The 25,120-nt window shown below is 68.0% G+C and carries 21 protein-coding genes; 14 read left to right on the top strand and 7 right to left on the bottom strand.

Going from position 1 to position 25,120, the window contains the following annotated elements:
• Positions 1–318 precede the first annotated feature (318 nt).
• Entirely contained in the window at positions 319–3,576 is a 3,258-nt protein-coding gene (locus tag FZ983_RS35115; protein ID WP_149225434.1) for an EAL domain-containing protein, read from the top strand.
• Between the two features lie 30 nt (positions 3,577–3,606).
• On the opposite strand, the gene FZ983_RS20800 is transcribed toward FZ983_RS35115, so the two are convergent.
• Positions 3,607–4,374 carry a SprT family zinc-dependent metalloprotease gene (locus tag FZ983_RS20800; protein ID WP_149225433.1) on the bottom strand — a complete coding sequence of 256 codons (768 nt, stop codon included), beginning with the start codon at positions 4,372–4,374 and terminating at the stop codon, positions 3,607–3,609.
• A gap of 270 nt (positions 4,375–4,644) precedes the next feature.
• Here FZ983_RS20800 and FZ983_RS20795 point away from each other — a divergent pair, with 270 nt between their 5' ends.
• The 5 genes from FZ983_RS20795 (at position 4,645) to FZ983_RS20775 (ending at position 10,791) form a co-directional block, all read left to right on the top strand.
• Entirely contained in the window at positions 4,645–6,231 is a 1,587-nt protein-coding gene (locus FZ983_RS20795) for a PAS domain-containing sensor histidine kinase (RefSeq protein ID WP_149225432.1), read from the top strand.
• 299 nt (positions 6,232–6,530) lie between these two features.
• Positions 6,531–7,883 carry a sn-glycerol-3-phosphate ABC transporter substrate-binding protein UgpB gene (gene ugpB, locus FZ983_RS20790; protein ID WP_149225431.1) on the top strand — a complete coding sequence of 451 codons (1,353 nt, stop codon included), beginning with the start codon at positions 6,531–6,533 and terminating at the stop codon, positions 7,881–7,883.
• A gap of 88 nt (positions 7,884–7,971) precedes the next feature.
• On the top strand, positions 7,972–8,856 hold the full coding sequence (ugpA, locus tag FZ983_RS20785; RefSeq protein ID WP_149225430.1) for a sn-glycerol-3-phosphate ABC transporter permease UgpA: 885 nt from the start codon (positions 7,972–7,974) through the stop codon (positions 8,854–8,856).
• Positions 8,853–9,701, top strand: a complete 849-nt coding sequence (gene ugpE / locus FZ983_RS20780; RefSeq protein WP_149225429.1) for a sn-glycerol-3-phosphate ABC transporter permease UgpE — start codon at positions 8,853–8,855, stop codon at positions 9,699–9,701. Before ugpA ends, ugpE begins: the two co-directional genes overlap by 4 nt.
• Positions 9,702–9,726: 25 nt before the next feature.
• Positions 9,727–10,791 (top strand): sn-glycerol-3-phosphate import ATP-binding protein UgpC, encoded by a 1,065-nt coding sequence (locus FZ983_RS20775; protein ID WP_149225428.1) that lies wholly within the window; start codon positions 9,727–9,729, stop codon positions 10,789–10,791.
• An 8-nt stretch (positions 10,792–10,799) separates the two neighbouring features.
• On the opposite strand, the gene FZ983_RS20770 is transcribed toward FZ983_RS20775, so the two are convergent.
• Positions 10,800–10,988: a succinate dehydrogenase assembly factor 4 gene (locus FZ983_RS20770; protein ID WP_149225427.1), complete on the bottom strand. Its 189-nt coding sequence runs from the start codon at positions 10,986–10,988 to the stop codon at positions 10,800–10,802.
• Between the two features lie 116 nt (positions 10,989–11,104).
• Between FZ983_RS20770 and htpX the strand changes: the two genes are divergently transcribed.
• The 4 genes from htpX to FZ983_RS20750 all read left to right on the top strand — a co-directional run bounded on the left by htpX (position 11,105) and on the right by FZ983_RS20750 (position 14,499).
• On the top strand, positions 11,105–12,124 hold the full coding sequence (htpX, locus tag FZ983_RS20765) for a zinc metalloprotease HtpX (RefSeq protein WP_149225426.1): 1,020 nt from the start codon (positions 11,105–11,107) through the stop codon (positions 12,122–12,124).
• Between the two features lie 99 nt (positions 12,125–12,223).
• Complete coding sequence (locus FZ983_RS20760) at positions 12,224–13,156, top strand: exopolyphosphatase (RefSeq protein WP_149225425.1); 933 nt, start codon at positions 12,224–12,226, stop codon at positions 13,154–13,156.
• 26 nt (positions 13,157–13,182) lie between these two features.
• Positions 13,183–13,902: a hypothetical protein gene (locus tag FZ983_RS20755; RefSeq protein ID WP_149225424.1), complete on the top strand. Its 720-nt coding sequence runs from the start codon at positions 13,183–13,185 to the stop codon at positions 13,900–13,902.
• Positions 13,903–14,007: 105 nt separating this feature from the next.
• The gene (locus FZ983_RS20750) at positions 14,008–14,499 is read left to right on the top strand and encodes a hypothetical protein (RefSeq protein WP_149225423.1); all 492 of its coding nucleotides are present in this window, start codon (positions 14,008–14,010) and stop codon (positions 14,497–14,499) included.
• A 46-nt stretch (positions 14,500–14,545) separates the two neighbouring features.
• Here the strand turns inward: FZ983_RS20750 and FZ983_RS20745 are convergent, their stop codons facing one another.
• Entirely contained in the window at positions 14,546–15,532 is a 987-nt protein-coding gene (locus tag FZ983_RS20745; RefSeq protein WP_149225422.1) for a cobalamin biosynthesis protein, read from the bottom strand.
• A gap of 27 nt (positions 15,533–15,559) precedes the next feature.
• Positions 15,560–16,123 (bottom strand): ankyrin repeat domain-containing protein, encoded by a 564-nt coding sequence (locus tag FZ983_RS20740; protein ID WP_149225421.1) that lies wholly within the window; start codon positions 16,121–16,123, stop codon positions 15,560–15,562.
• 114 nt (positions 16,124–16,237) lie between these two features.
• Between FZ983_RS20740 and FZ983_RS34230 the strand changes: the two genes are divergently transcribed.
• Both FZ983_RS34230 and FZ983_RS20735 read left to right on the top strand, forming a co-directional pair.
• Entirely contained in the window at positions 16,238–16,384 is a 147-nt protein-coding gene (locus tag FZ983_RS34230; RefSeq protein WP_188092438.1) for a hypothetical protein, read from the top strand.
• Between the two features lie 108 nt (positions 16,385–16,492).
• Complete coding sequence (locus FZ983_RS20735; protein ID WP_149225420.1) at positions 16,493–17,122, top strand: hypothetical protein; 630 nt, start codon at positions 16,493–16,495, stop codon at positions 17,120–17,122.
• A gap of 12 nt (positions 17,123–17,134) precedes the next feature.
• Here FZ983_RS20735 and FZ983_RS20730 read toward each other — a convergent pair whose 3' ends face one another.
• Genes FZ983_RS20730 through FZ983_RS20720 form a run of 3 tightly spaced genes read right to left on the bottom strand, consistent with a single transcriptional unit; the run spans position 17,135 to position 23,615 of the window.
• A complete protein-coding gene (locus tag FZ983_RS20730) occupies positions 17,135–18,532 on the bottom strand; it encodes a DUF1329 domain-containing protein (protein ID WP_149225419.1) in 1,398 nt (465 codons plus the stop codon).
• Positions 18,529–21,246: a hybrid sensor histidine kinase/response regulator gene (locus tag FZ983_RS20725; protein WP_149225418.1), complete on the bottom strand. Its 2,718-nt coding sequence runs from the start codon at positions 21,244–21,246 to the stop codon at positions 18,529–18,531. Before FZ983_RS20725 ends, FZ983_RS20730 begins: the two co-directional genes overlap by 4 nt.
• Positions 21,243–23,615 (bottom strand): ATP-binding protein, encoded by a 2,373-nt coding sequence (locus FZ983_RS20720; protein ID WP_149225417.1) that lies wholly within the window; start codon positions 23,613–23,615, stop codon positions 21,243–21,245. The genes FZ983_RS20725 and FZ983_RS20720 overlap by 4 nt, the downstream gene beginning before the upstream one ends.
• A 291-nt stretch (positions 23,616–23,906) precedes the next feature.
• Here FZ983_RS20720 and FZ983_RS20715 point away from each other — a divergent pair, with 291 nt between their 5' ends.
• Both FZ983_RS20715 and FZ983_RS20710 read left to right on the top strand, forming a co-directional pair.
• Complete coding sequence (locus FZ983_RS20715; protein ID WP_149225416.1) at positions 23,907–24,212, top strand: STAS domain-containing protein; 306 nt, start codon at positions 23,907–23,909, stop codon at positions 24,210–24,212.
• Between the two features lie 100 nt (positions 24,213–24,312).
• A complete protein-coding gene (locus FZ983_RS20710; RefSeq protein ID WP_149225415.1) occupies positions 24,313–25,110 on the top strand; it encodes an ATP-binding protein in 798 nt (265 codons plus the stop codon).
• Positions 25,111–25,120: the final 10 nt, after the last annotated feature.

The following is a 25,120-nucleotide window of genomic DNA, read 5'->3' as shown; positions in this document are numbered from 1 at the left end:
GCTCCGGTTCGCCCGTCCGGACCGGGCTGTCCGCGGCCGCATTAATCTTCGCGGTCGAACCGTTGCCCGCCGAAGGGAATCCGCGCCTAATGTTCGACGGGCGGGGTTTCCTCGGTTTCCCTGTGCACTTGCGGTCACGCCGCCTGTCTCCCATCATTGGGCGAGGAAAACAGTCAAAGAGTCGCGCCTCGGTGGATTTGATTCGCTTGCAGTTGAATCCTTGCGAGCATTAAGCAACACTTGCACAGCGCATCGGGGCCGGCTCCCGTCCGGTTTCCGCGATTCTCATCAGATCAGGCCATCCGAAGGGAGCCCTTCTTGTCCGACCCCGTCGCCGAGCTGGTCCGTGCGCCGTCGCGCTCGTCAGACGAGGCCCGGCTCTACCGCCTGCAGTTCCTGGCGTCGATGGCGCTGGTGTCGGCGCTCGTCCTCGGCCTCGGTTTCTATTTTGTCTGGCAGCATTGGGCCGACCTGGAGCACGACCTGAAGCAGAGCGAGGCGCGCTATGTCCAGGAGCAGCATCAGGCCCTGGTGCAGGAGGTCGAGAACGCGCAGTCCTACCTGGCCTACATGCGGTCACGCGTCGAACCGCTTCTGAAGGAGCATCTGCGCGCCCAGGTGGACGAGGCCTATGCCATCGCCCGCAGCGTCCATGACCGGGAAAAGGACATCCTGCCCGAAGCGGCGGTGAAGGAATCCATCAAGGAAACGCTGCGGCCGCTCCGCTTCTCGGGCGGGCGCGGCTACTATTTCATCCACGACCTGAACGGCGAGGCGGTGCTGATGCCGGTCGATCCGTCGCGGGAAGGGGCATCGCCCTTCGCGGCCCCCGATCCGCAGGGTGCCGCGGCGGTGCGCGAACTGATGCGGGCGGTCCAGGACCCCAGCCTGCGCGGCTTCGCCCGCTACCGCTGGCGCATGCCCGACGACCCGGCGCAGATGGTGGACAAGCTGGCCTTCGTCCGCCGGTTCGAACCGTTCGACTGGCTGATCGGCGCCGGCGATTCCTTGGGCGCGGCGGAGGCGCAGCTTCAGCGCGAATCGCTGGAACGGCTGCGCGCCTTCCGCTTCGGAGAGACCGGCTATATCGGCGTTCTGCGGCAGGACGGGCAGGTCCTGCTGTCGCCCACCGCGCCCGCGTCGGAGGGGATGAACGCGCGCGACCTGCCGTGGAAGACCGAACGCGATCTCGTCACCCGCCTGCTGGAGCAGGGTCGCCAGGGCGGCGGGGAGGTGCGCTACGACTGGATCCACCCGGTCACCGCGCGGCCGACGCCGAAGATGGCCTATGTCTCCGCCCCCACCGTGTGGGGCTGGATCCTCGTTGCCGGCTTCTACATCGACGATGTCGGCAAGGAGATGGAGGCCCGCCGGGCGGAGATCAGCCGAGGCGTCAACCTGCGCGTCTGGACCACGGTCGCGGTGCTGGGCGTGGCGCTGGCCGCGTCGGTTGGCGTGTCCTGGCTGGTCACCGGCTGGATCCGGCGTATCGTCGGCGGTTACCAGCTGCGGGTCCGGCACAGCGACAGCATGCTGCGCGAACGGGCGCGGCAGCTCTACCTCGCCAACTTCTTCGTCGACCATGTGTCGGAGATCGTCGTCCTGGCCGATGCGAACCTGCACATCGCCTACATCAACCCCTTCGGCTGCAAGGCGCTGGGCGGGACGCTGGAAGATATGGTGATGGGGCAGGCCGACCTGCTGAAACGCTTCGCGGCGGAAGGCGAGGACGCGGCCAGCCATTACGAGACCGTCTACCACACCCCGGACGGCCGCACGCTGGACCTGGAGGTCACGGCCAGCCGCATCACCTACGAAGGTGAGGTCTACTACTCCGCCATCGCCCGCGACATCAGCGAGCGCAAGCGGGCGGAATGGCAACTGCGGCTGTCGGCCAAGGTGTTCGACAACGCGGCCGAGGGCATGTTCGTCGCCAATGAGAACCAGAAGATCGTCGCCGCCAACGACGCCTTCGCCCGCATCACCGGCTATGACCGCGAGGAGGTGCTGGGCCGCGGTCCGGAATTCCTGCGCTCCGACCGCAATCCGCCGGGCTTCTATGAGGACCTGTGGGCGCAGCTGCGGGAAAACGGCCATTGGGCCGGCGAGATCTGGAGCACCCGCAAGAACGGCGAGGTGTTCCCGGAGTGGCTGAGCATCAAGATGGTGCGGAACGAGGATGGCGCGGTCGCCAACTACATCGCCGCCTTCACCGACATCACCGAGACCCGCGCGCAGGAGGAACGCATCCGCCATCTGGCGCAGTTCGATTTCCTGACCGACCTGCCCAACCGTTTCCTGCTGCGCGACCGGCTGGAGCGCGCCATGCTGGCCGCCGGACGCCACGGCACCAAGGTGGGGCTGCTGTTCGTCGACCTCGACCGCTTCAAGACCATCAACGACAGCCTTGGCCATCAGGTCGGAGACGGGCTGCTGCGCGAGGTGGCGGAGCGGCTGCTCGGCACCGTGCGCGCCAGCGACACGGTCAGCCGCCAGGGCGGCGACGAGTTCATCATCCTCATCAGCGACATGGACAGCCCCGACGCGGCCGGCATCGTGGCACGCAAGGTGCTGCACGCCCTGTCGGAGCCCTATCTGATCGACGGGCACGAGTTGCAGGTCACGCCCTCCATCGGCATCGCAATCTACCCGGACGACGGCACCGGCATCGACGCGCTGCTGAAGAGCGCCGACATGGCGATGTACGCCGCCAAGGAGGCCGGGCGCGCCACCTACCAGTTCTTCACGCCGGAACTGAACCGCCGCGCCTCGGACCGGATGTGGACGGAGAACAACCTGCGCCGCGCCCTGGCCAACAACGAGCTGGAGCTGCATTTCCAGCCGCAGTTCTCGCTGGACGGCCGCCGGCTGATCGGGGCGGAGGCGCTGGTGCGCTGGCGCCAGCCCGACGGCACGCTGATCATGCCCGGCCAGTTCATCCCCGTTGCCGAGGATACCGGCCTGATCCTGCCGCTGGGCGATTGGGTGCTGGGGGAGGCCTGCCGCCGCACGGCGGAACTGCTGCGGCACCAGGACCTGCTGATCGCCATCAACCTGTCGGCCGTGCAGGTGCGCCGCCCCGGACTGGCGGAGCGGGTGGCCGGCTGGCTGTCGGCCTACGGCATCCCGCCCTCGGCGCTGGAACTGGAGGTGACGGAAAGCGTCCTGATGGACGATTCCGACGTGGTGTCGGAAACCTTCTCGCAACTGCGCGAGATGGGGGTGCCGCTCGCCATCGACGACTTCGGCACCGGCTATTCCTCGCTGGCCTATCTGAAGCGCTTCCGGGTCGACAAGCTGAAGATCGACCGCAGCTTCGTCAGCGGCCTGCGCGCCGGCAATCCGGACAGCGGCGCCATCGCCGAGGCGATCATCGGAATGGCGCGCAGCTTGCGCATGCAGACGCTGGCCGAGGGGGTGGAGACGGAGGAGCAGTATCACTGTCTCGCCGCCATGGGCTGCGACCAGTGCCAGGGCTATTTGCTGGGCCGCCCGATGCCCTACGAGGACTTCCTGGCCTTCGTCCGGCGCGACGCCGACACGGCACAGGCGCCGTTGGCGGAGGCGGTGGAGTAGAGGCTGAACTATGCCCCGGCCGCTTCCGCGTCACCCGTATCGCAGCAGCCGCGTGCCGTTGACCTTCAGCCAGGCCCGCGGAAGCTCGACATTCCGCCCGGCGGTCAGGCTGGCGCACAGCGCCCAGAAGCGCGGGGAGTGGTTCATCTCGCGCAGGTGCGCCACCTCGTGGCCGACGACATAGTCCAGCACCGGCTCCGGCGTCATGATCAGGCGCCAGGAGAAGGACAGCCGGCCGGTGGACGAGCAACTGCCCCAGCGGCTCTTGGTGTCGCGGATGGTGACGGCAGCGACGCGGGCGCCGATGGACTCGGCCTTGACGCGGGCGCGGGTCGACAGCTCGCGCTTCGCCTCGACCGCCAGGAAATCGCGGACGCGGCGTGCCACATGCTCCGGCTGGCCGCCGACCAGCAGGGCGCCCTCCTCGATCCGGGTCGGGCCGCGCAGGGCAGGGTCGTGGCGGATGACATGCTCGACGCCCAAATAAGGCACACAGGCGCCGTCGGCGAAGGGGAGGGAGGGCGGCATCGCCGCCAGACGCGCCCGCAGCCAGCCGTCATGCCGGCCGACGAACTGGCGGGCGTCGGTCTCCGACACGCCGACCGGAACGACAACCTGCACCAGCCCGCGCCCGGCATCGACGCGCAAGGTCATGCGGGTGGCGCGCGCACTCTCCCGCAGCTCCAGAGGAATCGGCAGGCCGGAAATCTCCAGCGCCCGCGGCGGCTGGGGCGGCCGGACGGCGGATCGCTTGCGTTTGCGCAAGAGGGCGGGGAGAGAAGGGCGGCGCTGCACCATGCCGTCTTATAGCGCGGCTTCGGCCGCATGCGAAAGCATCCTCCCACCTTGGCGGTAAAGGAGTTACGGCACAGCCTCGGCTTAAAGCATTAGGGCCTTCGAACGAACCATAGGCTATGGGATGGACTGAGGTCACATTTGACACGATCGATCGGAGCACAAGATAAAGCAGAGGTAACGCGGTGGTCCCGCGATCCCCGTTTTCCCACAGTTCGGAACGCCTTTTCCTCTATCTTCGGTCTTCCCCGCAGTTTTGCCGAGTAAATGCCGATGCCACTCATCCAAGGACAGACGCCGACCCGCGCGGACTGGTTCGACGCGCTGCTGTCGGCCAACGACGGCCCCCATGCGTTGCTTGGCGAGGACGGGCGCGTGCTGGTGGCGAACCGCGCCTTCGCCGAGGCCCTCGGCCTCGCCCAGGACGCGGTGGAAGGGCGAACCCTGGCAGAGGGCGGGCTACCGACGGGGGCGGCGGACGCGATCGACGTGCTGCGGCGCCAGGTGCTGGCGACGGGCACAGCGGCGAGCAGTGCCGGACCGTTTCCCGGCCTTGGGCGGCCCGTGGCGCTGAACCCGGTGCGGGATGCCGGCGGCGCCATCCGCGCGGTGGCGCTGATCGCCGATGCCGGTGCGGCCGCCTTGGCAGAGGCGCGTGCGGAGGCTGTGCAGGCGCGTGCCGACGCGGAGCGCGCCCGCACCGCCAAGGGCAAGTTCCTGTCGGCGGCCAGCCACGATCTGCGCCAGCCCTTCCAGGCGATGCACCTGTTCCACCATCTGCTGATCGGCCGGCTGACCGATCCGGCCTCCATCGAACTGGCGAACAAGCTGGAACAGGCGATCGTCGGCGGCGAGACGCTGCTGCGCGCCCTGCTGGAGGTGTCGGCGCTGGAAGCCGGGCTGGTCACCGCCAAGCCGCAGACCTTCCCGGTCGACGAACTGCTCGCCAAGATGCTTGAGGAGTTCGGGCCGGAGGCGGAGGCCAAGGGGCTGCGTTTCAACGTCCGTCCGCTCGATGCCCAGGTCTCCAGCGATCCCGCGCTGATGGAACGGCTGCTGCGGCCGATCCTGGCGAACGCCCTGCGCTACACCCTGAAGGGCGGCATCCTGCTGGCGGCGCGGCGGCGCGGCGACACCCTGCGCATCGAGGTGTGGGACACCGGCGTCGGCATCGACCCGGCCAACCATGCCGTGATCTTCGAGGACTTCCACCAGCTCGGCAACCCCGGCCGCGACCGCAAGCAGGGGCTGGGGCTGGGGCTCGCCATCGTGCGGCGGCTGGCCCAGGTGCTGGGGCACCCGGTGACGGTGCGCTCCAAGCTCGGCAAGGGCTCGGTCTTCGCGGTGGAGGTGCCGCTGTCCGGTTCCGACGGCGACCGGTCGGGCGACGATTCCGCCGACAGCGAACCGGAACCGGCAGTCGGAACCTCGGCGTCCGCCGCCCCGGCAAAGGCCGGTACGGTGCTGGTGATCGAGGATGATGCCATGCAGTTGGAGGGGATCGGCATGCTGCTGCGCGGCTGGGGCTATGCCGTCATCCCCGCCCGCGGCATCGTCGAGGCCTGCGCCGAGTTGGACAGCGCCGCCGCCTCCCCGGACCTCGTGCTGTCCGACCTGCGCCTGTCGGGGCCGGAGACCGGCATCGACGCCATCCAGGCGGTGCGCGCCCGTTGCGGCCGGCGCGTGCCGGGCGTGATCGTGACCGGCGACACCGACCCCGACCGCCTGCGCAGCGTCGACCGCAGCGGTCTTCCGCTGGTCCACAAGCCCTGCGACCCCGCGGCACTGCGCCGCCTGCTCAGCCGCAGTCTGCAGGCGGGGGTGGGTGCATGGCGACCGGACGTCATCTGTTCGCGTTAGCCTTTCCGCGCCTGCGCATTTTCGCTCCGCAACATTCCATTTGGCCGGATTTTCACGTCACAAAACCGCAATGCGGCGTCTTGACAGACCCGGTCGTGCATGGGCAGTGTGACGATTAGAGCAACCAAACAATTTCGAAAGCGATCATCGGGTTATCAGTGCTTTTCGCAAGCGCAAACAAATGGCCAAACATATGGCCGCATGCGTCTGCCACCAAAACTTCACGAAAGCGTCGCGGGACGGCAACCCATTGCCCTCATGACAACCGCGCACCATACCGGGACAGGGAGACCCACCGCATGTTGACCCGCCGCAAGCTTGCCCTCCTGACGGGCGCCGCCACCACCACCGCGCTGCTGTTCGCCGCCCTTCCGGGGTCCGCGCTGGCGCAATCCAAAACGGTGATCGATTTCTGGCACGGCCTGCCGCAGCCGCTGGGCGGCCAGCTGGAGCAGGTCGTCAAGGACTTCAACGACAGCCAGCAGGCGGTCCAGGTCAACGCCTCCTACAAGGGGGCCTATCCCGAGACGATGCAGGCGGCCATCGCCGCCTTCCGGGCCGGCAACGCCCCGCACGTCGTCCAGATGTTCGAGGTCGGGACCGCCACCATGATGGCGGCCGGCCCGGCGGTGAAGCCGGTCTACCAGCTGATGCAGGAGACGGGTGCGGCCTTCGATGCCGACGCCTACATCCCGGCGGTGAAGGGCTATTACTCGTCCAAGGACGGGAAGATGATGGCGCTGCCGTTCAACAGCTCCAGCACCATCATGTTCTACAACAAGGACGCCTTCCAGAAGGCCGGCCTCGACCCGAACAAGCCGCCGGCGACCTGGCCGGAGATGATCGAGGCGACGAAGAAGCTGAAAGCGTCGGGCTCGACCTGCCCCTTCACCACCTCCTGGCCGGTGTGGGCGCAGTTCGAACAGCTGGGCGCCATCCACAACACCCCCTTCGCCAGCCAGGCCAACGGCTTCGACGGTCTGAACGCCGAGCTGAAGGTCGACGCGCCGCTCTTCGTCAAGCATGTGCAGACGCTGATCGACATGCAGAAGGAGGGGCTGTTCAAGTATGGCGGCCGCGACAACAAGCCGGACGCCCTGTTCCCGTCGGGCGAATGCGCGATGATCCACGGCTCGTCCGGCCTGCGCAGCCGCACCACCAAGGAGGCGACCTTCGCCTGGGGCGCCGCGCCGCTGCCCTACTGGCCGGAATTCGCCAAGGACGGCCCGAAGAACAGCATCATCGGCGGCGCCGCCTTCTGGGTCATGACCTCGCCCAAGCGCACGCCGGCCGAATACAAGGCGGTGTCGCAGTTCTTCAGCTATCTCGCCCGGCCGGAGGTCGATGCGAAGTGGCACATGGACACCGGCTATGTCCCGGTGACGATGAAGGGCTTCGAACTGGCCAAGGCCCAGGGCTATTACGAGAAGAATCCCGGCGCCGACGTGCCGGCCGCCCAGCTGACCCGCACGCCGACCACCGAGAACAGCATGGGCCTGCGGCTGGGCAACCTGCCGGAAATCCGCAACATCATCCAGGAAGAGCTTGAGAAGGCCTTCCAGGGCCAGCAGGACGCCAAACAGGCGCTGGACTCCGCGGTGAAGCGCGGCAACGCCGTGCTGCGCAACTTCGAGCGCGCCAACAAGGGCTGATTGGCTGAGGGACTCCAGGATCCCCTCTCCCCCCGGGGAGAGGGGGAAATCCCCCAAGCGCTACGCCCAACCCACGAAAGACCATCCTTTGCAGCGTCGCGTGACATTCGACAGCCGGCTGCTGCCCTATCTGCTGCTCGCGCCGCAGGTGGCGGTGACTCTGGTGTTCTTCATCTGGCCGGCGGCCCAGGCCGTCTGGCAGTCGGTGCATCTGCAGGACGCCTTCGGCATCCGCAGCGAGTTTGTCTGGTTCGAGAATTTCGAACATGTGCTGACCGACCCGAACTATCTCGACACGCTGAAGGTCACCGTTGTCTTCAGCGTCGCGGTCACCGTGCTGTCGATGGGCACGGCGCTGCTGCTGGCGGTGCTGGCCGATTCCAAGATCAAGGGTGCGCGCGCCTACAAGACGCTGCTGATCTGGCCCTACGCCCTGGCGCCGGCGGTCGCGGCGGTGCTGTGGATGTTTATCTTCAATCCCGACATCGGGTCCTTTGGCCGGGCGTTGAGGGCGCTCGGCTATGACTGGGACTATCGGCTGAACGGCGGGCAGGCGCTGTGGATGGTGATCATGGCCGCCAGCTGGAAGCAGGTGGCCTACAACTTCATCTTCTTCCTGGCCGGCCTGCAGGCGATCCCGCGTTCTGTGATGGAGGCGGCCAGCATCGACGGGGCCGGGCCGGTGCGGCGCTTCCTCACCATCACCTTCCCGCTGCTGTCGCCGACCACCTTCTTCCTGCTGGTGGTCGACATGGTCTACGCCTTCTTCGAGACCTTCGGCACCATCCATGCCCTGACCCAGGGCGGGCCGGGCAAGGCGACGGAGACGCTGATCTTCCGCGTCTACCATGACGGCGTGGTCAACAACGACCTCGGCGGATCGTCGGCCCAATCGGTGATCCTGATGGTGATCGTCATCGCTCTGACCGCGGTGCAGTTCCGCTTCATCGAGCGCAAGGTCCATTACGCATGAAGCCGACCCGATTCATCGACCTCGTGCCGCACATCGTCCTGATCGTCGGCGTCCTCATCTTCGCCTATCCGATCTATGTGACGCTGATCGGCTCCACCTGGGATTCCGGCACCATCGGCCGCGGCGGGCTGCCGCTGTGGCCGGGCGGGCAGGGGCTGGACAATTACGCCCAGGCCTGGGCGGGCGAGGCGGGCGCGCGGGCCAAATACACGCCCGTGCGCACCATGATGCTGAACAGCCTGATCATGGCGCTGGCCATCGCGCTGGGGAAGATCGCCATCTCGATCCTGTCGGCCTATGCGGTGGCCTTCTTCCGCTTCCCGCTGCGCATGGCCTTCTTCTGGCTGATCTTCATCACGCTGATGCTGCCGGTGGAGGTGCGGATCATCCCGACCTACAAGGTCGTCGCCGATCTCGGCCTGATCAACACCTATGCCGGGCTGGCGATTCCGCTGATCGCGTCGGCCACCGCGACGCTGCTGTTCCGCCAGTTCTTCCTGACCATCCCGGACGAGCTGCTGGAGGCGGCGAAGATCGACGGCGCCGGGCCGGTGCGCTTCTTCATCGACGTGGTGCTGCCGCTGTCGCGCACCAACATCGCAGCCCTGTTCGTCATCCTCTTCATCTATGGCTGGAACCAGTATCTCTGGCCGCTTCTGGTCACCAGCAGCGGCGACATGGAAACCATCGTGACCGGCATCACCAAGATGATCGGCACCGGCGAATCGGCCAACGACTGGAACCTCATCATGGCGACCACGGTGCTGGCGATGCTGCCGCCGGTGGCGGTGGTGGTGTTCATGCAGCGCTGGTTCGTCAAGGGTCTTGTGGACAGCGAAAAGTAAGACGCGGACGAAGGAAAGAAGAACAATGGCAACCGTTGAAATCCGCGACGTCCGCAAATCCTACGGGCCGGTCGACGCGATCAAGGGCATCGACATCGCGATCCGCGATGGCGAGTTCCTCGTCCTGCTGGGGCCGTCCGGCTGCGGCAAGTCCACCCTGCTGCGCATGGTCGCCGGGCTGGAGGGCATCACCGGCGGCGAGATCGCCATCGGCGGACGCGTGGTCAACACTCTGGAGCCCAAGGACCGCGACATCGCGATGGTGTTCCAGAACTACGCGCTCTATCCGCACATGACGGTCTTCGACAATATGGCCTATGGCCTGAAGATCCGAGGCATTCCCAAGGCGGAGATCCGCGCCCGCGTCGACAAGGCGGCGGAGATCCTGGAGCTGGGCCGCTTCCTCGACCGCCGGCCGAGCCAGCTGTCGGGCGGCCAGCGCCAGCGCGTCGCCATGGGTCGCGCCATCGTGCGCGAACCCGCGGCCTTCCTGTTCGACGAGCCGCTGTCCAACCTGGACGCCAAGCTGCGCACCCAGATGCGGGTGGAGATCAAGCGTCTGCAGGACCGGCTGCGCATCACCAGCCTCTACGTCACCCACGATCAGGTGGAGGCGATGACGCTGGCCGACCGCATCCTGGTGATGAACCATGGCGTCGCCGAGCAGATCGGCACACCGCTGGAGGTCTACCAGCGCCCGGCCAGCCTGTTCGTCGCCGGCTTCATCGGCTCCCCGCCGATGAACGTTCTGGACGGCCGGATCGACGACCGCGGCGAGGCGGTGCTGGTGCCGGGTGGGCAGCGCCTGCCCCTGCCGCAGCCGCGCCCGACCGACGCCGGCCGTCCGGTGAAGCTGGGCATCCGGCCGGAGCATATGGCGGTCGCCGCGGAAGGCTTTTCCATCGAAATCGAACTGGTCGAGGCGCTGGGGGCCGACACGGTGGTCTATGGGCGCCTGCCGGACGGCGAGACGCTGCTGGTCCGCATGGCCGGCATTCCCACCGTGCGTGAGCGCGACCGGATGACCGTCGCCCCGCAGGCCGACGCCCTGCACCTGTTCGACGCGGTGTCCGGGCGCCGGATGGAGTAGTTGCCCGATCAGAAGTCCGAACAGCGTCCCTTGAACTCCCAGTCGCCATAGCGGGTCGGCTCCGGTCCCTTCGGGCCGCCGATCTCGCCGGGCTTCTGCTCGGGACCCTTCGTCTCGGTGGCGTCAGGAGCGGTCCGGTCGGTCGCCGGGTCGGCGGTGGTCTGCTTGGGTTTGGTCGGTTCGGTCATCATATCCATCGCGATACTGCGGGCATTCTGGCGGGCATCTTGAACGCGGGCCCGGGTCGGGTCCATATCTCGGACATAGCTTGGAGCGGGGCGGGTTACCCCGCTTCGACCCATCCTGAACCGATATGGCGATCATGACCAGCTATCTGAAGACCACCATTCTCCTTGCCGGCCTGACGGCGATCTTCATGGCGGTCGGCTTCCTGCTGGGCGGCAAGACCGGCCTGATCATCGCCTTCGTCGTCGCGCTGGGCATGAACCTGTTCAGCTACTGGAATTCCGGCGACATGGTGCTGTCGATGTACGGTGCCCGCGAGGTCGACGCCTATTCGGCGCCGGAGTTCCACGGCATCGTCGCCCGGTTGGCGGAGCGCGCCGGCCTGCCGATGCCGCGCGTCTACATCATCCAGAACGACCAGCCCAACGCCTTCGCCACCGGCCGCGATCCGGAGCATGCGGCGGTCGCCGCCACCACCGGCCTGCTTCAGCGCCTGACGCCGGAGGAGATCGCCGGCGTGATGGCGCATGAACTGGCCCATGTGAAGAACCGCGACACCCTGATCATGACGATCACCGCGACCATCGCCGGTGCGGTGTCGATGCTCGGCAACTTCGGCCTGTTCTTCGGCGCCTCCAGCAGCGACGAGCGCGGCGGCAACCCGCTGGGCATGGTGGGCGCGGTGCTGGCTGCCATCCTCGCCCCCATCGCCGCGACGCTGGTGCAGATGGCGATCAGCCGGACCCGCGAGTTCGAGGCCGACCGCATCGGCGCGGAAATCTGCGGCCGTCCCAACTGGCTGGCCGACGCGCTGACCAACATCCACAACAGCGCCAACCACATCCCCAACTATCAGGCGGAGGCGCACCCGGCGACCGCCCACCTGTTCATCGCCAACCCCCTCAGCGGCGCCAGCATGGCCAGCCTGTTCTCCACCCACCCCGACATGGGCGAGCGGGTGGCGCGGCTGCGCGCGATGGCGGCCCAGACCGGCAGCTTCGGCGGCGGCTTCGGGAGTGGCGGTTTCAGCGGTGGCTTCGGTGGTGGCCACACCCCGCCGCGCGACGGCCGCTCGCCCTGGGGCGCACCGCCGCAGGGCAGCCAGGGCGGCTTCATGCCGCAGAACCGCCGCGGTCCCTGGGGCTGATCTCCGACGCGGCCGCTGGTAAAGGATTGCGCGCCGGACGGGTGGACGACTACCCTTCCGGCCAGCGCTCAACCAAGACGGCCGCCAGGGGAAGCTTGCATGTCCGAAGTCGCGAAATACCGCCTCGTCACCCGGTCCGATTTCGATGGGCTGGTCTGCGCCGTCCTGCTGAAGGATCTGGGCATCCTCGACGAGATCAAGTTCGTCCATCCCAAGGACATGCAGGACGGCAAGATCGAGATCACCGGCCGCGACATCACCACGAACCTGCCTTACGTCGAGGGCGCCCATCTGGTGTTCGACCATCACCTGTCGGAGACCATGCGCGTCGGCGAGAAGGCGAACCACATCATCGACCCCAAGGCGCCGTCCGCCGCCCGCGTCGTCTATGATTACTATGGCGGGAAGGAGCGCTTCGCCACCATCTCCGACGAGATGATGGCGGCGGTCGATCAGGCCGACTCGGCGCAGTACCTGCGCGAGGACATCCTCAACCCCACCGGCTGGACCCTGCTGAACTTCATCATGGACGCGCGCACCGGCCTCGGCCGCTTCCGCGAGTTCCGGGTGTCGAACTACCAGCTGATGATGGACCTGATCGACTACTGCCGCAGCCATTCCATCGAGCAGATCCTGGAACTGCCCGATGTGAAGGAGCGGGTGGAGCTCTACACCCAGCATGCCGAGCTGTTCGTCGACCAGTTGAAGCGCTGCTCTACCGTGCGCGGCAACGTCGTCGTGCTCGACCTCCGCCGGGAGGAGACGATCTATGCCGGCAACCGCTTCATGATCTACGCGCTGTTCCCCGACACCAACGTGTCGATCCATGTGCTGTGGGGCCTGAAGCAGCAGAACACGGTGCTGGCCTGCGGCAAGTCGATCCTGAACCGCAGCTCCAAGACCGACATCGGCCCGCTGATGCTGCAATATGGCGGCGGCGGCCATCAGGCGGCCGGCACCTGCCAGGTCGACAACGATCGGGCCGAAGAGGTATTGGAGGCCATCGTCGCCCGCATGCGTGCGGACGGCTGACACCTCACCGACCGGGTCCAGAGCTATTGAGCGCCTTTCTTCCCTTCCCCGACGGCACCCTGTTCGACGCCGGATGGCTGTCCGCCCTGTCCGACGAGGTGCCGCGGGCCGAGGCGCTCGACCGCGCCCGCCCGGTGGTGGCCGACGCCATCGCCCGCACCGATGCGGCGGGGGCGGCGGCGCTGGCCCGCATCGACGCGCTGGTGGCGGGGGCGGCGCTCGACGCCATCCCGGCGCTGTTAGCGGCCGAGACCGACGAGTTGCCGGAAGCCGCCGCGACGGCCGAACGCTCGATCCACGACCTGATGAGCCGCGTCGCCTACAAGCGGCGGGAGCTGATGCCGCTGTTCCCGGAGTTGATCGAGCGGGTCGCCGCCGTCCATGCCGCGGCGGTGCAAGCCTGTGGCGCGGCGCGCTGGCGGCTGATGGCGGCGCGCGCGCGGCTGCAGCCGGGCCGGCCGTCCAGCCCGATCCAGGGTTCCGGCACCCGCTATGTGAAGAGCGACCGTTTCGATGCCCGCGCAGCCGAAAGTCTGCCTGCCATCGACCGCACCCGCGCCGACCGCATCCTGAAGCGGCTGGGCGAGTCCCCGGTGCCGGACGAGCTGGATCTGCGCCCGCTGGATGAGGGCGGCGACCTCTGGACCATCAAGGCCGGCGGGATCAGCCGCTTCATCCTGCGGGTCGAGCGCGACTGGCAGGGGCCGTTCTACATGGTTGAGGATGTCGGCCCGCAGGCGGGCTGAAGCGCGAGAAGAGAAAGTGTTTTAACCCACCAGATTGCGTTGACTGATATAACTCTACCATTTATGGATTTCGGGATTGAGATAACACTTTTGGAGTATGCCGGGATGGGCGGTTCGGTATTCGAATGGATAGGAATTTTGCTTGGTTGTGCTGGGCTTTTGGTCGGCTTAAAACCAGATATTATCAACGGATTGCGACGGAGATCTCTGAAGAAATCTCTGAAATCTCTCAAAAAAATTACAGATCTCTATGCAAAGAGAAGAAACTTTACAGAACTGGCAGAGAAAAAGCCAGTCGCGGCAACTGCGAATCTAATTCGCCTAACAGCGACAGCTATTCTTTTCGCTGCCATAACAGCATTTTTTTCTTACAGCATACCGGATTATTTCAATATAATACTTGGAATGACGTCTCTCTTCTTTTGCGTTAAATTCATCAACGAAGTTGCGGTGCATGCATTGGATTTGAAAGAACCAGAGCGGCTTGAGAAAATCTCAAGTGACATTAAAAATTTGATCGAGAAATCTAGTAGCCACTTGGACAAAATGTCGGAAAAAGACAAGAAGATATATGAGGAAATAAAAGAAAAATTTTGACACTAGAAACCAATAGATGCTTATTGCTTGAACCTGTCTTGATTTGCTAATCAGATAGAGTCATTCCCCACAGCAGCAGCGCCACCAGCCCGACCAGCAGTAGCGCGGCGACGGCGGATAGAGCGAGCGCTCGCCCGATGTCGGCGGGTGTGACGCGGGCGCGGCCGTCGCCGATCCAGCTTTCGGTGATGACCACGCCGCCGTCGCGGTGCGGCCCGCCCAGCGCCAACCCCAGCGCGCCCGCCATCGCGGCAATGGGCCAGCCCATGTTCAGCGACGGGTGCTTGCGCGCGTCGCTGCGCAGCGCGCGGAAGGCGCTGGCGGCCTTGGCGGTGCCGATGAAGGGGGCGGCGAGCGCCAGCAGCAGGCCGGCCAGCCGGGCGGGCAGGGCGTTCAGCGCGTCGTCCAGCGTCGCCGCGGTCGATCCAAAGCGGCCATGGCGGACGCCGGGGCTGCCCAACGCGGCATCGGCGCCGTCCATCGCAGTCCAGACGAACAGGCCCGGCACACCGAGCAGGGCATAGCCGAAGACCGGCGCCACCAGCTTGCGGTCGAAGGCGCGGGCCGCGGCCTCCACCGCTGCGCGGGCGATGCCGTGCTCGTCCAGCCCATAGACGTGGCGGCGGGTCAGCGACTGGATCGCCTCCTGGCCGGGCACCACGCCGCCGTTCTCCAGCGCGCGGCGGACCGCCCGCACGCGGGTCCAGGCCGCCCGCCCGCGCAGGCCGCAGAGCAGGGCCAGCAGTTCCAGCATCCAGCCTCGGCCGATGGAGCCGACCCATTCGACCGCCAGCCCGGCCGCCACGGCGATCACCAGCAGCGCCAACACCACCAGCGCTCCGCGGAGCAGCTGTGCCGAGGCGCCGCGTTCCGCCCGGTTCAGCCGGGCGTCGGCGGCGTTGCAGAAGCGCCGCGCCAGCCCCGCCGGGTCGGGCAGGATACGGTCCAGCCAGTCGCCGAACAGCGCGTCGATCCCCAGCGCCAACAGCAGAAGCAGCAGCGGGCCGGGACCGCCGAAGGCCGAACCGAACATGGCGACTCCGCGATTAGAGGATGTGCATCAGCGGGCGCCGGCTTGCCGCAACAGGGTGCCGACGCGGGCATTGCGGCTTTCCTGCGCCCAGTTCAGGGCGGTGCGGCCGGTGAAGTCGGAGCGGTCGACCTTGGCCCCGGCCTTCAGCAGCCGGTCCACCACATCGGCGCGGCCGGCGCGGGCGGCGACCATCAGCGGGGTCATGCCCTCGCGGTTCTCCTGATCGACCTTGGCGCCCTTCTTCAGCAGCAGGTCAATCAGTTCCGGGTTGCCGTTCTCGGCAGCGGCCAGCAGCGGGGTGTTGCCGGCCTTGTCGCCGCGGTTGACGTTGGCGCCGCCGTCCAGCAGCAGGCCGGCCATCGCCGGGCTGGACCGGTCCACCGCCGCCAACAGGGCGGTCTTGCCGTGGATGTCGGCCTGGTTGGGGTTCTCGCCCCGCAACAGGGCGCCCTTCACCTTGGCGACATCGCCATCGTTGACCGCCTGCATCAGCCCGGTGTCCTGGAACAGGCTGATCTGGGCGAGCGCCGGGGCGGCGGAGCCGGCGGACAGGCCGGCGGCGAGGAGGGTGGCGAGCAGGAGCCGCTTCATGGCGGGTGTCCTTCCTTGACAGCAGGGGTGCCGGATACTAGCCAAAAGACGGGCGCCATTGCCAGATCGGCCTTGCCTGTTCCGTGCGGGCGCCGCATCGACATGAGGACCGTCATGCTCCGCAACCCGCTTGCCCGCCACATCGCGCTGTTCCTGCTGGTGAAGGCCGTGCTGATCGGGCTCGGCCTCTGGTGGTTCCTGGGCGCCATGCCGGAGCCGCGCGGGGTCGTGCCTCCGCCCGCCGCGGCGGCCCGCTCCTGATCGGGGTTCCGGCCGGAAGGCTCATCGGAAGCACGGGCGGAACCTTGGCCCCCCTTTGCGGTTGGATCCGGATTGTACGGACATCCTGCGAAGCGAAGGGGTGGAGGCATGATCGAAAGCCGCGACCAGAACCCGACCACAATCGATTCCAGCGCCTGGACCGGAGACAGCGGAGGATCCGCAGACGCCACGGTGCGCGAAGCGGTGGCGATCTTCGACAGCCGCGAATCCCTGCAGAACGCCATCGACGATCTGTCGCTGGCCGGTTTCCAGCGCCATGAACTGAGCCTGCTGGCCAATGACGAGACGATCCGCGAGCGGCTGGGAAGCGTGCCCGGCGATGTCGGCAGCCTCGCCCACGATCCCAACGCCCCGCGGCAGGCCTACATCTCGCCGGAGGATATCGGCAGCGGCCAGGGTGCCGCCGTCGGCTTCCCCGCCTATGTCGGCGCCATCATCGCCACCGGCGCCATCCTGGCCACCGGCGGGACGGCGCTCGCCGCCGCTGCCGCCGCGGCTGCCGCCGGGGTTGGCAGCGGAGCCGCCGGCTCCTTCCTGTCGCAATGGATCACCGACAAGCGCAACGAGCCGATGCTGCAGCATCTCGACAAGGGCGGCATCCTGCTGTGGGTCAATGTCGGCGACGCCGCCCGCGAACGCATCGCGCTCGAGGTTCTGAACCGCCACGCCACCCAGCCGGCCGAAGTCCACGACGTGCGGCAGACCGGGTCGACGTAAGCATTGGAGTTCTCACCCCCGCCGGCCGCGGCGGACCAGGGCCTCGGGGGTGAAATCTTCCGGCTTGAGCGGCGCGTCGAACTGCGGCGGCGGCAGGCCGTTGTCGATGCCGCGGGCGACATAGCGGTCGGCGGTCAGGTCGAAGGCGAACTCCACCGTCGGAACCAGGGCCGGGACCTGCCAGTGCGGGATCGGATGCGCCTCGGCGTAGCGCAGAAGCTCGCCCTTGCCGTTGTAATGCTCCGACGCCAGGATCTGCCAGCTGTCCTCATCTAGGTAATAGGTGCGGTCGGGCAGGGCATGCTGGAAGTTCGGCTTCAGCCGGGCGTCCACCACCCAGACCCGGTGCATCTCATAGCGCAGGAACTGCGGGTTGGGATGGCCCGGCCACAGGATGTCCCGCGCCGTCAGGCCGGGATTGGTCAGCCGGTGGGCGTTGTAGGGCATGTACATCTCTCGCCGCGTCACCAGCGTGAAATCGAAGCGGTCGAGCGCGCCGCTGAACATGTCCAGCATGTCGGCGGTGCAGATGCCGCCCGTCACCGGGTCCGGCGTGTCGTAGGAAAAGTCGGGCGCCGGCACCACCCGGCCGCGTTCGCCCTCTCGCGCCCAGGCGCGGGTCCGCGCGGCAATGGGGTCGAGCGTCGCTTGGACGATCAGACTGCTGCCTGCCTGCTCCTTCGGATCCAGAATCGTGCGACGGTAGAGCAGCGGCGGTGCCGTGGCGTCCCCCGCCGCGTAGGGAGAGAGGAAATCCTCGCGCAGCCTGGTTTGCGTGCGTGCCCCGTCGCCGGACAGGACCATGGTCAGGCTGGTGCGCGTCACCCGCTCGCCGCGCCAGCGCAACTTGTGGTTCCACATCGCCTGCAGCCCGTTGGCGGGGATCGGGAAGGGCACGCCGACGGCGGCATCCCGCAGGACCAGGCCGTTCGCCCCCAGCGCGCCCCGGTCGGCATTCGCCATCGACGCGTCATAGACTCGTTGCGGGGCGGCGGCGCTGCGCCGGCAGGGGAACAGCGCCAGCTCGAAGCTTTCCGGATATTTCTCCAGCAAGGCCTGTTGCCCGGCGGTCAGCCGGACCTTGTAGCGCTCCACATCGGCGGCGCCGACGGTGAACCAGCGGACATCCTCGATAAAGGGATCGGGGGAGGGGCGGCCGGGCACATAGCCGCGCGGCGCCTGGGTTAACCCGCCGGTCCAGGCGGGAATCGCACGGGTGCGGTTGCCGGCGCGCACCGCCCCGAAGGGTGTCAACTCCTCGCCCAGCCGCGGCACGCCGACATCCGTCGGTGCATCCTGGGCCGGTGCATTCTGGGCCTGCAGTGGCGAGGTGGCGGTCGCCGCGGCAGCGCCCAGCAGAAGGCCCAGCGCCTCGCGGCGGCTGGGGTGGCGGGTCGTCGGATCGTTCATCGTGCCGGACTCTCCGCTTCGGCCAACTCCTTGCCGATGGCCCCGCAAGTCGCCGCGAAGATGCCGCGCAGCCGGTCGGCCGCCTCCGCAAGCTGGGAAAGCGGCGCGCCCTCGGCGGCGGCCTGCTCCAGGACGCGGGCGGCTTCCGCCAGCGGCTTGGCGCCGGCATTGCGTGAGGAGCCTTTCAGATTGTGGGCGCAGGCCCGCATCCAGTCGCGGTCGCCGTTGCCCAGCGCGGTATCCAGATCGGCGACGATCCCGCGGCCGATGGTAACGAAGTCGTCGAGCAGCTCCGCCAGCATCGCCGCATCGCCGCCGCACAGCGCCCGCAGGCTGCCGAGCTCGATCAGCGCGTCACCGTCGGCCGGCGGCGGTGCAGGCGGCGGCGGAGCGCTTTCCGCCGCATCGGGCGAAACCGGCGCCGGCGGCATCCAGCGGGCGAGGGCGACGGCCAGTTGCGACAGCTCCAGCGGCTTGCTCAGCACATCGTCCATGCCAGCGGTGCGGTAGTTCTCGATGTCGGCGGGGGCGGCGTTGGCGGTGATCGCGACGACCGGCAGGCGGTTGCCAATACCCGATTTACCGACACCTGCTTCGGCGGCGCGGATGCGGCGGGTCAGCTCGAAGCCGTCGATCTCCGGCATCTGGACATCGGTCAACAGCAGGGCGTAGCGGCGCCGGCCCTGGCGCATCGCGTCCAGGGCGGCCAGCGCCTCCGCCCCGCCCGGTGCCATCTCCGCGGCATAGCCCAGGGCCTGTAGCTGCATCAGCAGAACCTTGCGGTTCACCGGATTGTCTTCCGCCACCAGGATCAGCCGCCCCTGGGTCATCGCCTCTTCCACGCTGGGGGCGGCGGCGGTACGGCCGGCGGCGGGCGTGGGGGAGGCGCTGTGCGGGGCGGCGTCATGGGGGCATGCATGGGTGGCGGGCGGGGCGGCAGGCGGCGAGGGAACCAGCCGCCCGGCGGCGACCGCCACTGCGCGCAGCAGCACCAGCCGGCGTATCGGGCGGCTCAGCACCACGGTGCCGGGCTCCGCGCCCCGCGTGCCGGGACGGGAGGTGGTGGACGCCTCTCCCCCCGTCTCGTGGCAGAGCAGGACCACCGGCGGCCGGGGCTCGCCGCTGCGGCGGCCGAACTCGTCGGGTGCGCAGGCCGCGGCGGGAACATGCAGCGCCTCGTCGATGGTGACGACGCCGACGGCGCATCCGGCCTCCCGCGCGACGCGGGCCTGGGTCGCCAGTTCGGGCGGAGAGGCGGCGGGCAGCACGCGGGCGCCGGCCTGTTCCAGATAGCGGGCGAGGAACCCGCGCTCGGTATCGTCGGGCACGCCCAGCAGCACCGTCAGGCCATCCAGTCCGATGGCGTCGCTGCCGTCCTCCGCCGGGGCGGGTGCCGCCGCCCGGGCCATCGGCAGGCGCAGCCAGAAGGTGGAGCCGGCGCCGGGTTCGCTCTCCACCGCGATCTCGCCGCCCATCAGCGCGGCCAGCCGCCGGCTGATCGACAACCCCAGCCCGGTGCCGCCGAATCGCCGGGTGGTTGAACTTTCCGCCTGGGTGAAGGGCTGGAACAGGCGCTGGCAGGTGGATTCGGCGATGCCGATCCCGGTGTCGCAGACGGCGATGCGCAGCAGCGGCTCCGTGCCGCCGTCGTCATCGTCATCCGCGGCTGCGGGCTCAAGTTCGGCGCGCATGACGACGCGGCCGGCCTCGGTGAACTTGATGGCGTTGCCGGCAAGGTTGAACAGGATCTGGCGCAGCCGCACCGGATCGCCCAGCAGGGCCGGCGGAATTGCAGGGTCCACATAGGTCAGCAGCGCCAGCCCCTTCGCCCCGGCGGCGGGCGCCAGCGTTTCCGCCACCCCCTCGACCAATGCCGGGACCGACAGCGGCACCCGCTCCAGATCCATTTTCCCGGCTTCGATCTTGGAGAAATCCAAGATGTCGTCGATGATCCGCAACAGCGCACTGGCCGATTCGCGCATGGTGGCGACGGTGTCGCGCTGGTGCTCGTCCAGATCGGTCCGTTCCAGCAGGCCAAGCATGCCCAGCACCCCGTTCATCGGCGTGCGGATCTCGTGGCTCATGGTGGCGAGGAAGGCGGACTTGGCCTTGGTCGCCTCCTCCGCCTGCTCGCGGCTTTCGCGCAGCTCGCGCGTGCGTTCCGCCACGCGGGTTTCGATCGATTGGATCTGGTCGAAGGCGCGCAACGCCGCGATCACGGCGGTGAACAGGCTTTCCGCCGACAGGTCGGCCTTCGGCTTGTAGTCGTTGATGTCGTAATCGACGATCACGTCGCGCTGCGGCGCCTGTCCCGGCTGGCCGGTGCGCAGGATGATGCGGACGTCGCGGTTGCCCAGATCATCCCTGATCCAGCGGACCAGCTTCAGGCCCGAATCATCCTCCTCCATCACCACGTCCAGCAGGATCACGGCGATGTCGCGGCGGTGTTCCAGAACCGAACGGGCGTCCGCCGCGGTGAAGCAGCTGACGAGTTCCAGCCGCCGCCGCTGGAAGGCGACGTCGGCCAGCAGCAGGCCGGTCATGGAGTGGACGTCCGATTCGTCGTCCACCACCAGGATGGTCCAGGGAGGGGCGGCCGGGTCGTGCGCGGGCGCGCGCTGGACCGCCGTGGCGCCGGAGCGATCCGCAAGGCCCTCCGCCTCCTCGTCGGCGAACAGAATCTCGTCGTCGTCAAAGGCGGCGCCGGTGCTCATGCGGGGTCGGTCTCCAGCGGGACGGGCGTCGGAAGGTGGGGCGGCTGCGACTGGGGTTGCGGGGCCGCCTGCGGGTTGGCGGCGGTCCGCGGGATTCGCAGAGTGAAGGTAGTTCCATCGCCGGGAACGCTGTCAACCGAGATCCGCCCGCCCAGCGACTGGGTGACCAGGTTGAAGACGATGTGCAGCCCCAGCCCGCTGCCGCCCGACCCGCGCCGGGTTGTGAAGAAAGGTTCGAACACCTTGGGCAGATTTTCCGCCGGGATGCCGACGCCGTCGTCGGCGAAGCGGATCTCCACCTCGTCATCCGGCATCTCGTCCACGTCGATCACCATGTGCCCCTTGCAGTCGGACGGGAAGGCGTGGGTCAGCGCGTTCATCACCAGATTGGTCACCACCTGGCTCAAGGCGCCGGGGAAGCTGTCCATCAGGATGCCGGGCGAACAGGCGATGGCGACGCGGTGGCGGCTCTTGCGCAGGGTGGGGCCGAGCGAGGTCACCACCTCTTCCAGATAGGCCAGCAGGTCGAAGCGGCGCCGCTCCTCGCTGGTCTGGTCGACGGCGACCCGCTTGAAGCTCTGGATCAGCTCGGCGGCGCGGGTCAGGTTCTGTTCGATCAGGCGGGAGGACTCGCCGGCTGTGGCGACATAGGCGGCAAGGTCGGACTTCTTCATCGTCCCGCGCTCGAACGCCTCGGCCAGCGTGCCGGTTCGTCCCGACAGATGGGTGGCGCAGCCGAAGGCGATGCCGATGGGCGTGTTGATCTCGTGCGCCACGCCGGCGACCAGCAGGGCGAGCGAGGCCATCTTCTCCGCCTGGACCAGATTGGCCTGGGTCTCCTTCAGGTCGGCATAGGCCCGCTCCAGCTCCTGCATCGCGTTGAAGATTTCCTCGGCCGACCGCGCCTCCACCGTCACGTCGGTCAGGGTGCGGACGAAGCCGCCCTCCGGCAGCGGGTTGGTGCGCACCTCCACGATGCGGCCATCGGGGCGGCGGCGCTTGAAGGTGAAGGGCTGGTCGATGGTGCCGGCCAACCCGTCCAGCCCCCCGCCCAGCCCGCCGATCCCATAACTCAGATACAGGTCGGGATCGTCGCCCATCTCGCCGAACTCGCCCTGGCGGCGCTGAAGGGCGACCACGTCGGCGAAGCGCGGGCTGCCGGTCAGCATGTCCGGCGGGATGTTCAACAGTTCCGCCGCGCGGCTGTTGGCCATGACCACACGGCCGCCGCCGTCTACCTTGATGATACCCTGGTCGGTGTTGTCCAGCGTGACCTGCAGCACGTTGCGCTCGTGCGCCAAATCAAGTTCCGCCCGCACCCGTTCGGTGACGTCGGACATCGTGCCGGTCAGCCGCCGGGCGCGGCCGTCGGGATCGCGTTGCGCGGTGGCGCGATCCTCGATCCAGGCCCAGCGGCCATCGCGCCTGCGCATGCGGTAGACCGCGGTGTAGGCCATGGCCCGGTCGCGCAGCCGCCGCCGCGACTCGGCCATCACCCGTTCCGCTTCGTCCGGATGCAGCAGCGAGGCCCAGGTTTCCGTCGTCATGGTCAGATCGTTCGGTCCGTAGCCGAGCAGCGCGGGGAACTCCTTCGACCACCAATACTGCCCGGTCCGCAGGTCGTAATCCCAAACGGAGGAGCGGGTGGCGGTGATGGCCAGCGCCAGCCGCTGCTCGCTCTTGCGCAGGGCGGCTTCCTCCTGCCCCAGCCGCGCGAGCATGGCGTTGTGGGCCTGGATCACCCGGCCGAGCTCGTCGGAGGCGCGCCAATCCACCGGCTGAAGCCCGCCGCCGCGTTCCGATTCCAGGATGGAGGCGATCAGCCGCCGCAGCGGCCGTCCCACCGTCAGCCGAAGCGCCGCCAGAGCCGCCGCGATGGTGCCGGCCAGCATCAGCAGAAGGAGGACGGCGGTATTCACCACCTCCTGCCGCAACTGTTCGCGCACGACCTTGTGGTCGTAGTGCAGGGTGATGGTGCCGACCTGGAGGTTCTGCACCCGGATGGGGCGCCGTTCGATGTTGGCGTCGCCGCTCAAGGGGCAGCTCGGCCCCGGCCAGGCGAACAGCCCGTCGGCCAGATCGTCCGTCACCTCGACGCAGACCAATTCGCGGTTGGCGCCGATGGCCTGGATCACGTTGCGGATCGCCTGGACGTCGAAGGTCCACAGGTTGTTGGACAGCGCCGCCGCATTGATGTCGGCGATGGTCGCCACCTTGTCCCGCAGGGCCGCCTGCAGATCCTGGTAGCGGTCGTAGAAGAACAGGGCGGAAGACAGCGAGACGGTGACCACCAGGCTTGGGACCAGGATCAGCAGGAATTTTGCCGATACCGCCGGCACGCGCCGCCACGCCTCAGCGATCCTGGTCATGCACTGCCGTTCCGGACGTTCGTTGGTGCGGCACGCAGCGCGCGTGCACCCGTCAAGACGTTCTACCCCGTTGCCGATGGCGCGTCCATGGGGGTGAACCCGGGGTGCCGCACATGGGAAAAGTGTCGCGCCAGGGTGATAGGCAAGGCCTGCATGGCATCCGGGCTTGAGGACAAGGCCGGGCTTGCACTACTGTGCATAAGCGGATGCTAGGTGTTTTACCCGCATTTGCATGAGAGCCGTCCGGACTGCACGCGCATGGCCGGCCGGCGATGGACGGGTGAGGGAAGTATGGAATTCAAGACGATCAGAACCGATGCGGTTCCCGAGATCCGGCTGTCCGGACGGATGGAGTTCACCGACCACGACCGTCTGGTCGAAATCGTGACCGAGCTGCATGAAATGCCGGGCAGCCGGGTCGTGCTCGACCTGGCGGGGCTTGAGTTCATCGACTCCGCCGGCCTCGGCATGCTGCTGATCCTGCAGGAAGAGGCGGAGACCCGGAACACGAAGCTGATCGTCCGCGGGGCGGCCGGCGACGTGAGGCGATCGATCGAGCTTGCCCGTCTGTCCGAGATCATCACCTTCGAACATTGACATCCGGCCGAACATTGACATCCGGCCGAACATTGAACATCCGGTAGCCGGCCTTCTGCCGCCGGCAGCGCCGGTCCCTTTCGCTGGGGAGATTGCCGCCATGGACGCCGCCCTTCCCGACAGCCCGGCCGAACCGGCGCTCCGTGCCTTCAGCGTGCTGCGCGACCGTGTCCCGGCGGACATGGCCGCCCGGATCTTCTCCCGCTTCGACGGCACCGGGGTCGGGACGGCCTGCCTGCCGGACGCTGCGGAGGGCGTCTGTCCGGCGGTGGAGGCCCAGCTGCTGGAGCGGGCGGACCGCGACCGGCTGCGCGCCGCCTTCGACCGCAGCCCTTTCCTGACGGTCGAGTTGGGGGAGGGAACCGATGAATGCGCGGCGCTCCTGGACGACTGGTCGGGCGCGCCGGCGGCGGAGCATCCGCGACTGCCCGGATTCTACCTGTCGCTGACCACCGGCAGCGCCTATGGCCTGCAATGTCCGGTCCTGGTCTGCGACGAACTGGTGCGGCGCGGGGCACTGGACCCGCAGCGCCGGTCCAACGTGGAGCTTTGCCTGCACGAGGCGGTCGCCAACGCCATCGTCCACGGCAACCTCGGCCTGTCGAGCGCGGTCAAGGGCGAGCCCGGCGGCTATCGCCGCTTCGGCGAGATGATGCGCGACCGGCTGGGCGACCCTGCCGTGGTGCGGCGGCGGCTGGACATCTTCTGCCGCTGGACCGATCACAGCATCGCCATCGCCGTGGTCGACCAGGGCGGCGGCTTCGACACAGAGCTGGCGCCGGCGATCACCGGCAACAAGGCGCGGTCGGGCCGCGGCTTCGTCTTCATGCGCACGCTGGCCTCCCGTGTGACCGTGACCGACGGCGGGCGCTGCACCGTCCTGCAGTTCGACCGCTGACGGAGCCAGC

This window comes from Azospirillum sp. B21 (assembly GCF_008364825.1).
GTDB lineage: Bacteria > Pseudomonadota > Alphaproteobacteria > Azospirillales > Azospirillaceae > Azospirillum.
The sequence above is the reverse complement of the archived record's forward strand: the minus strand, read 5'-3'. Positions and strand labels throughout refer to the sequence as shown.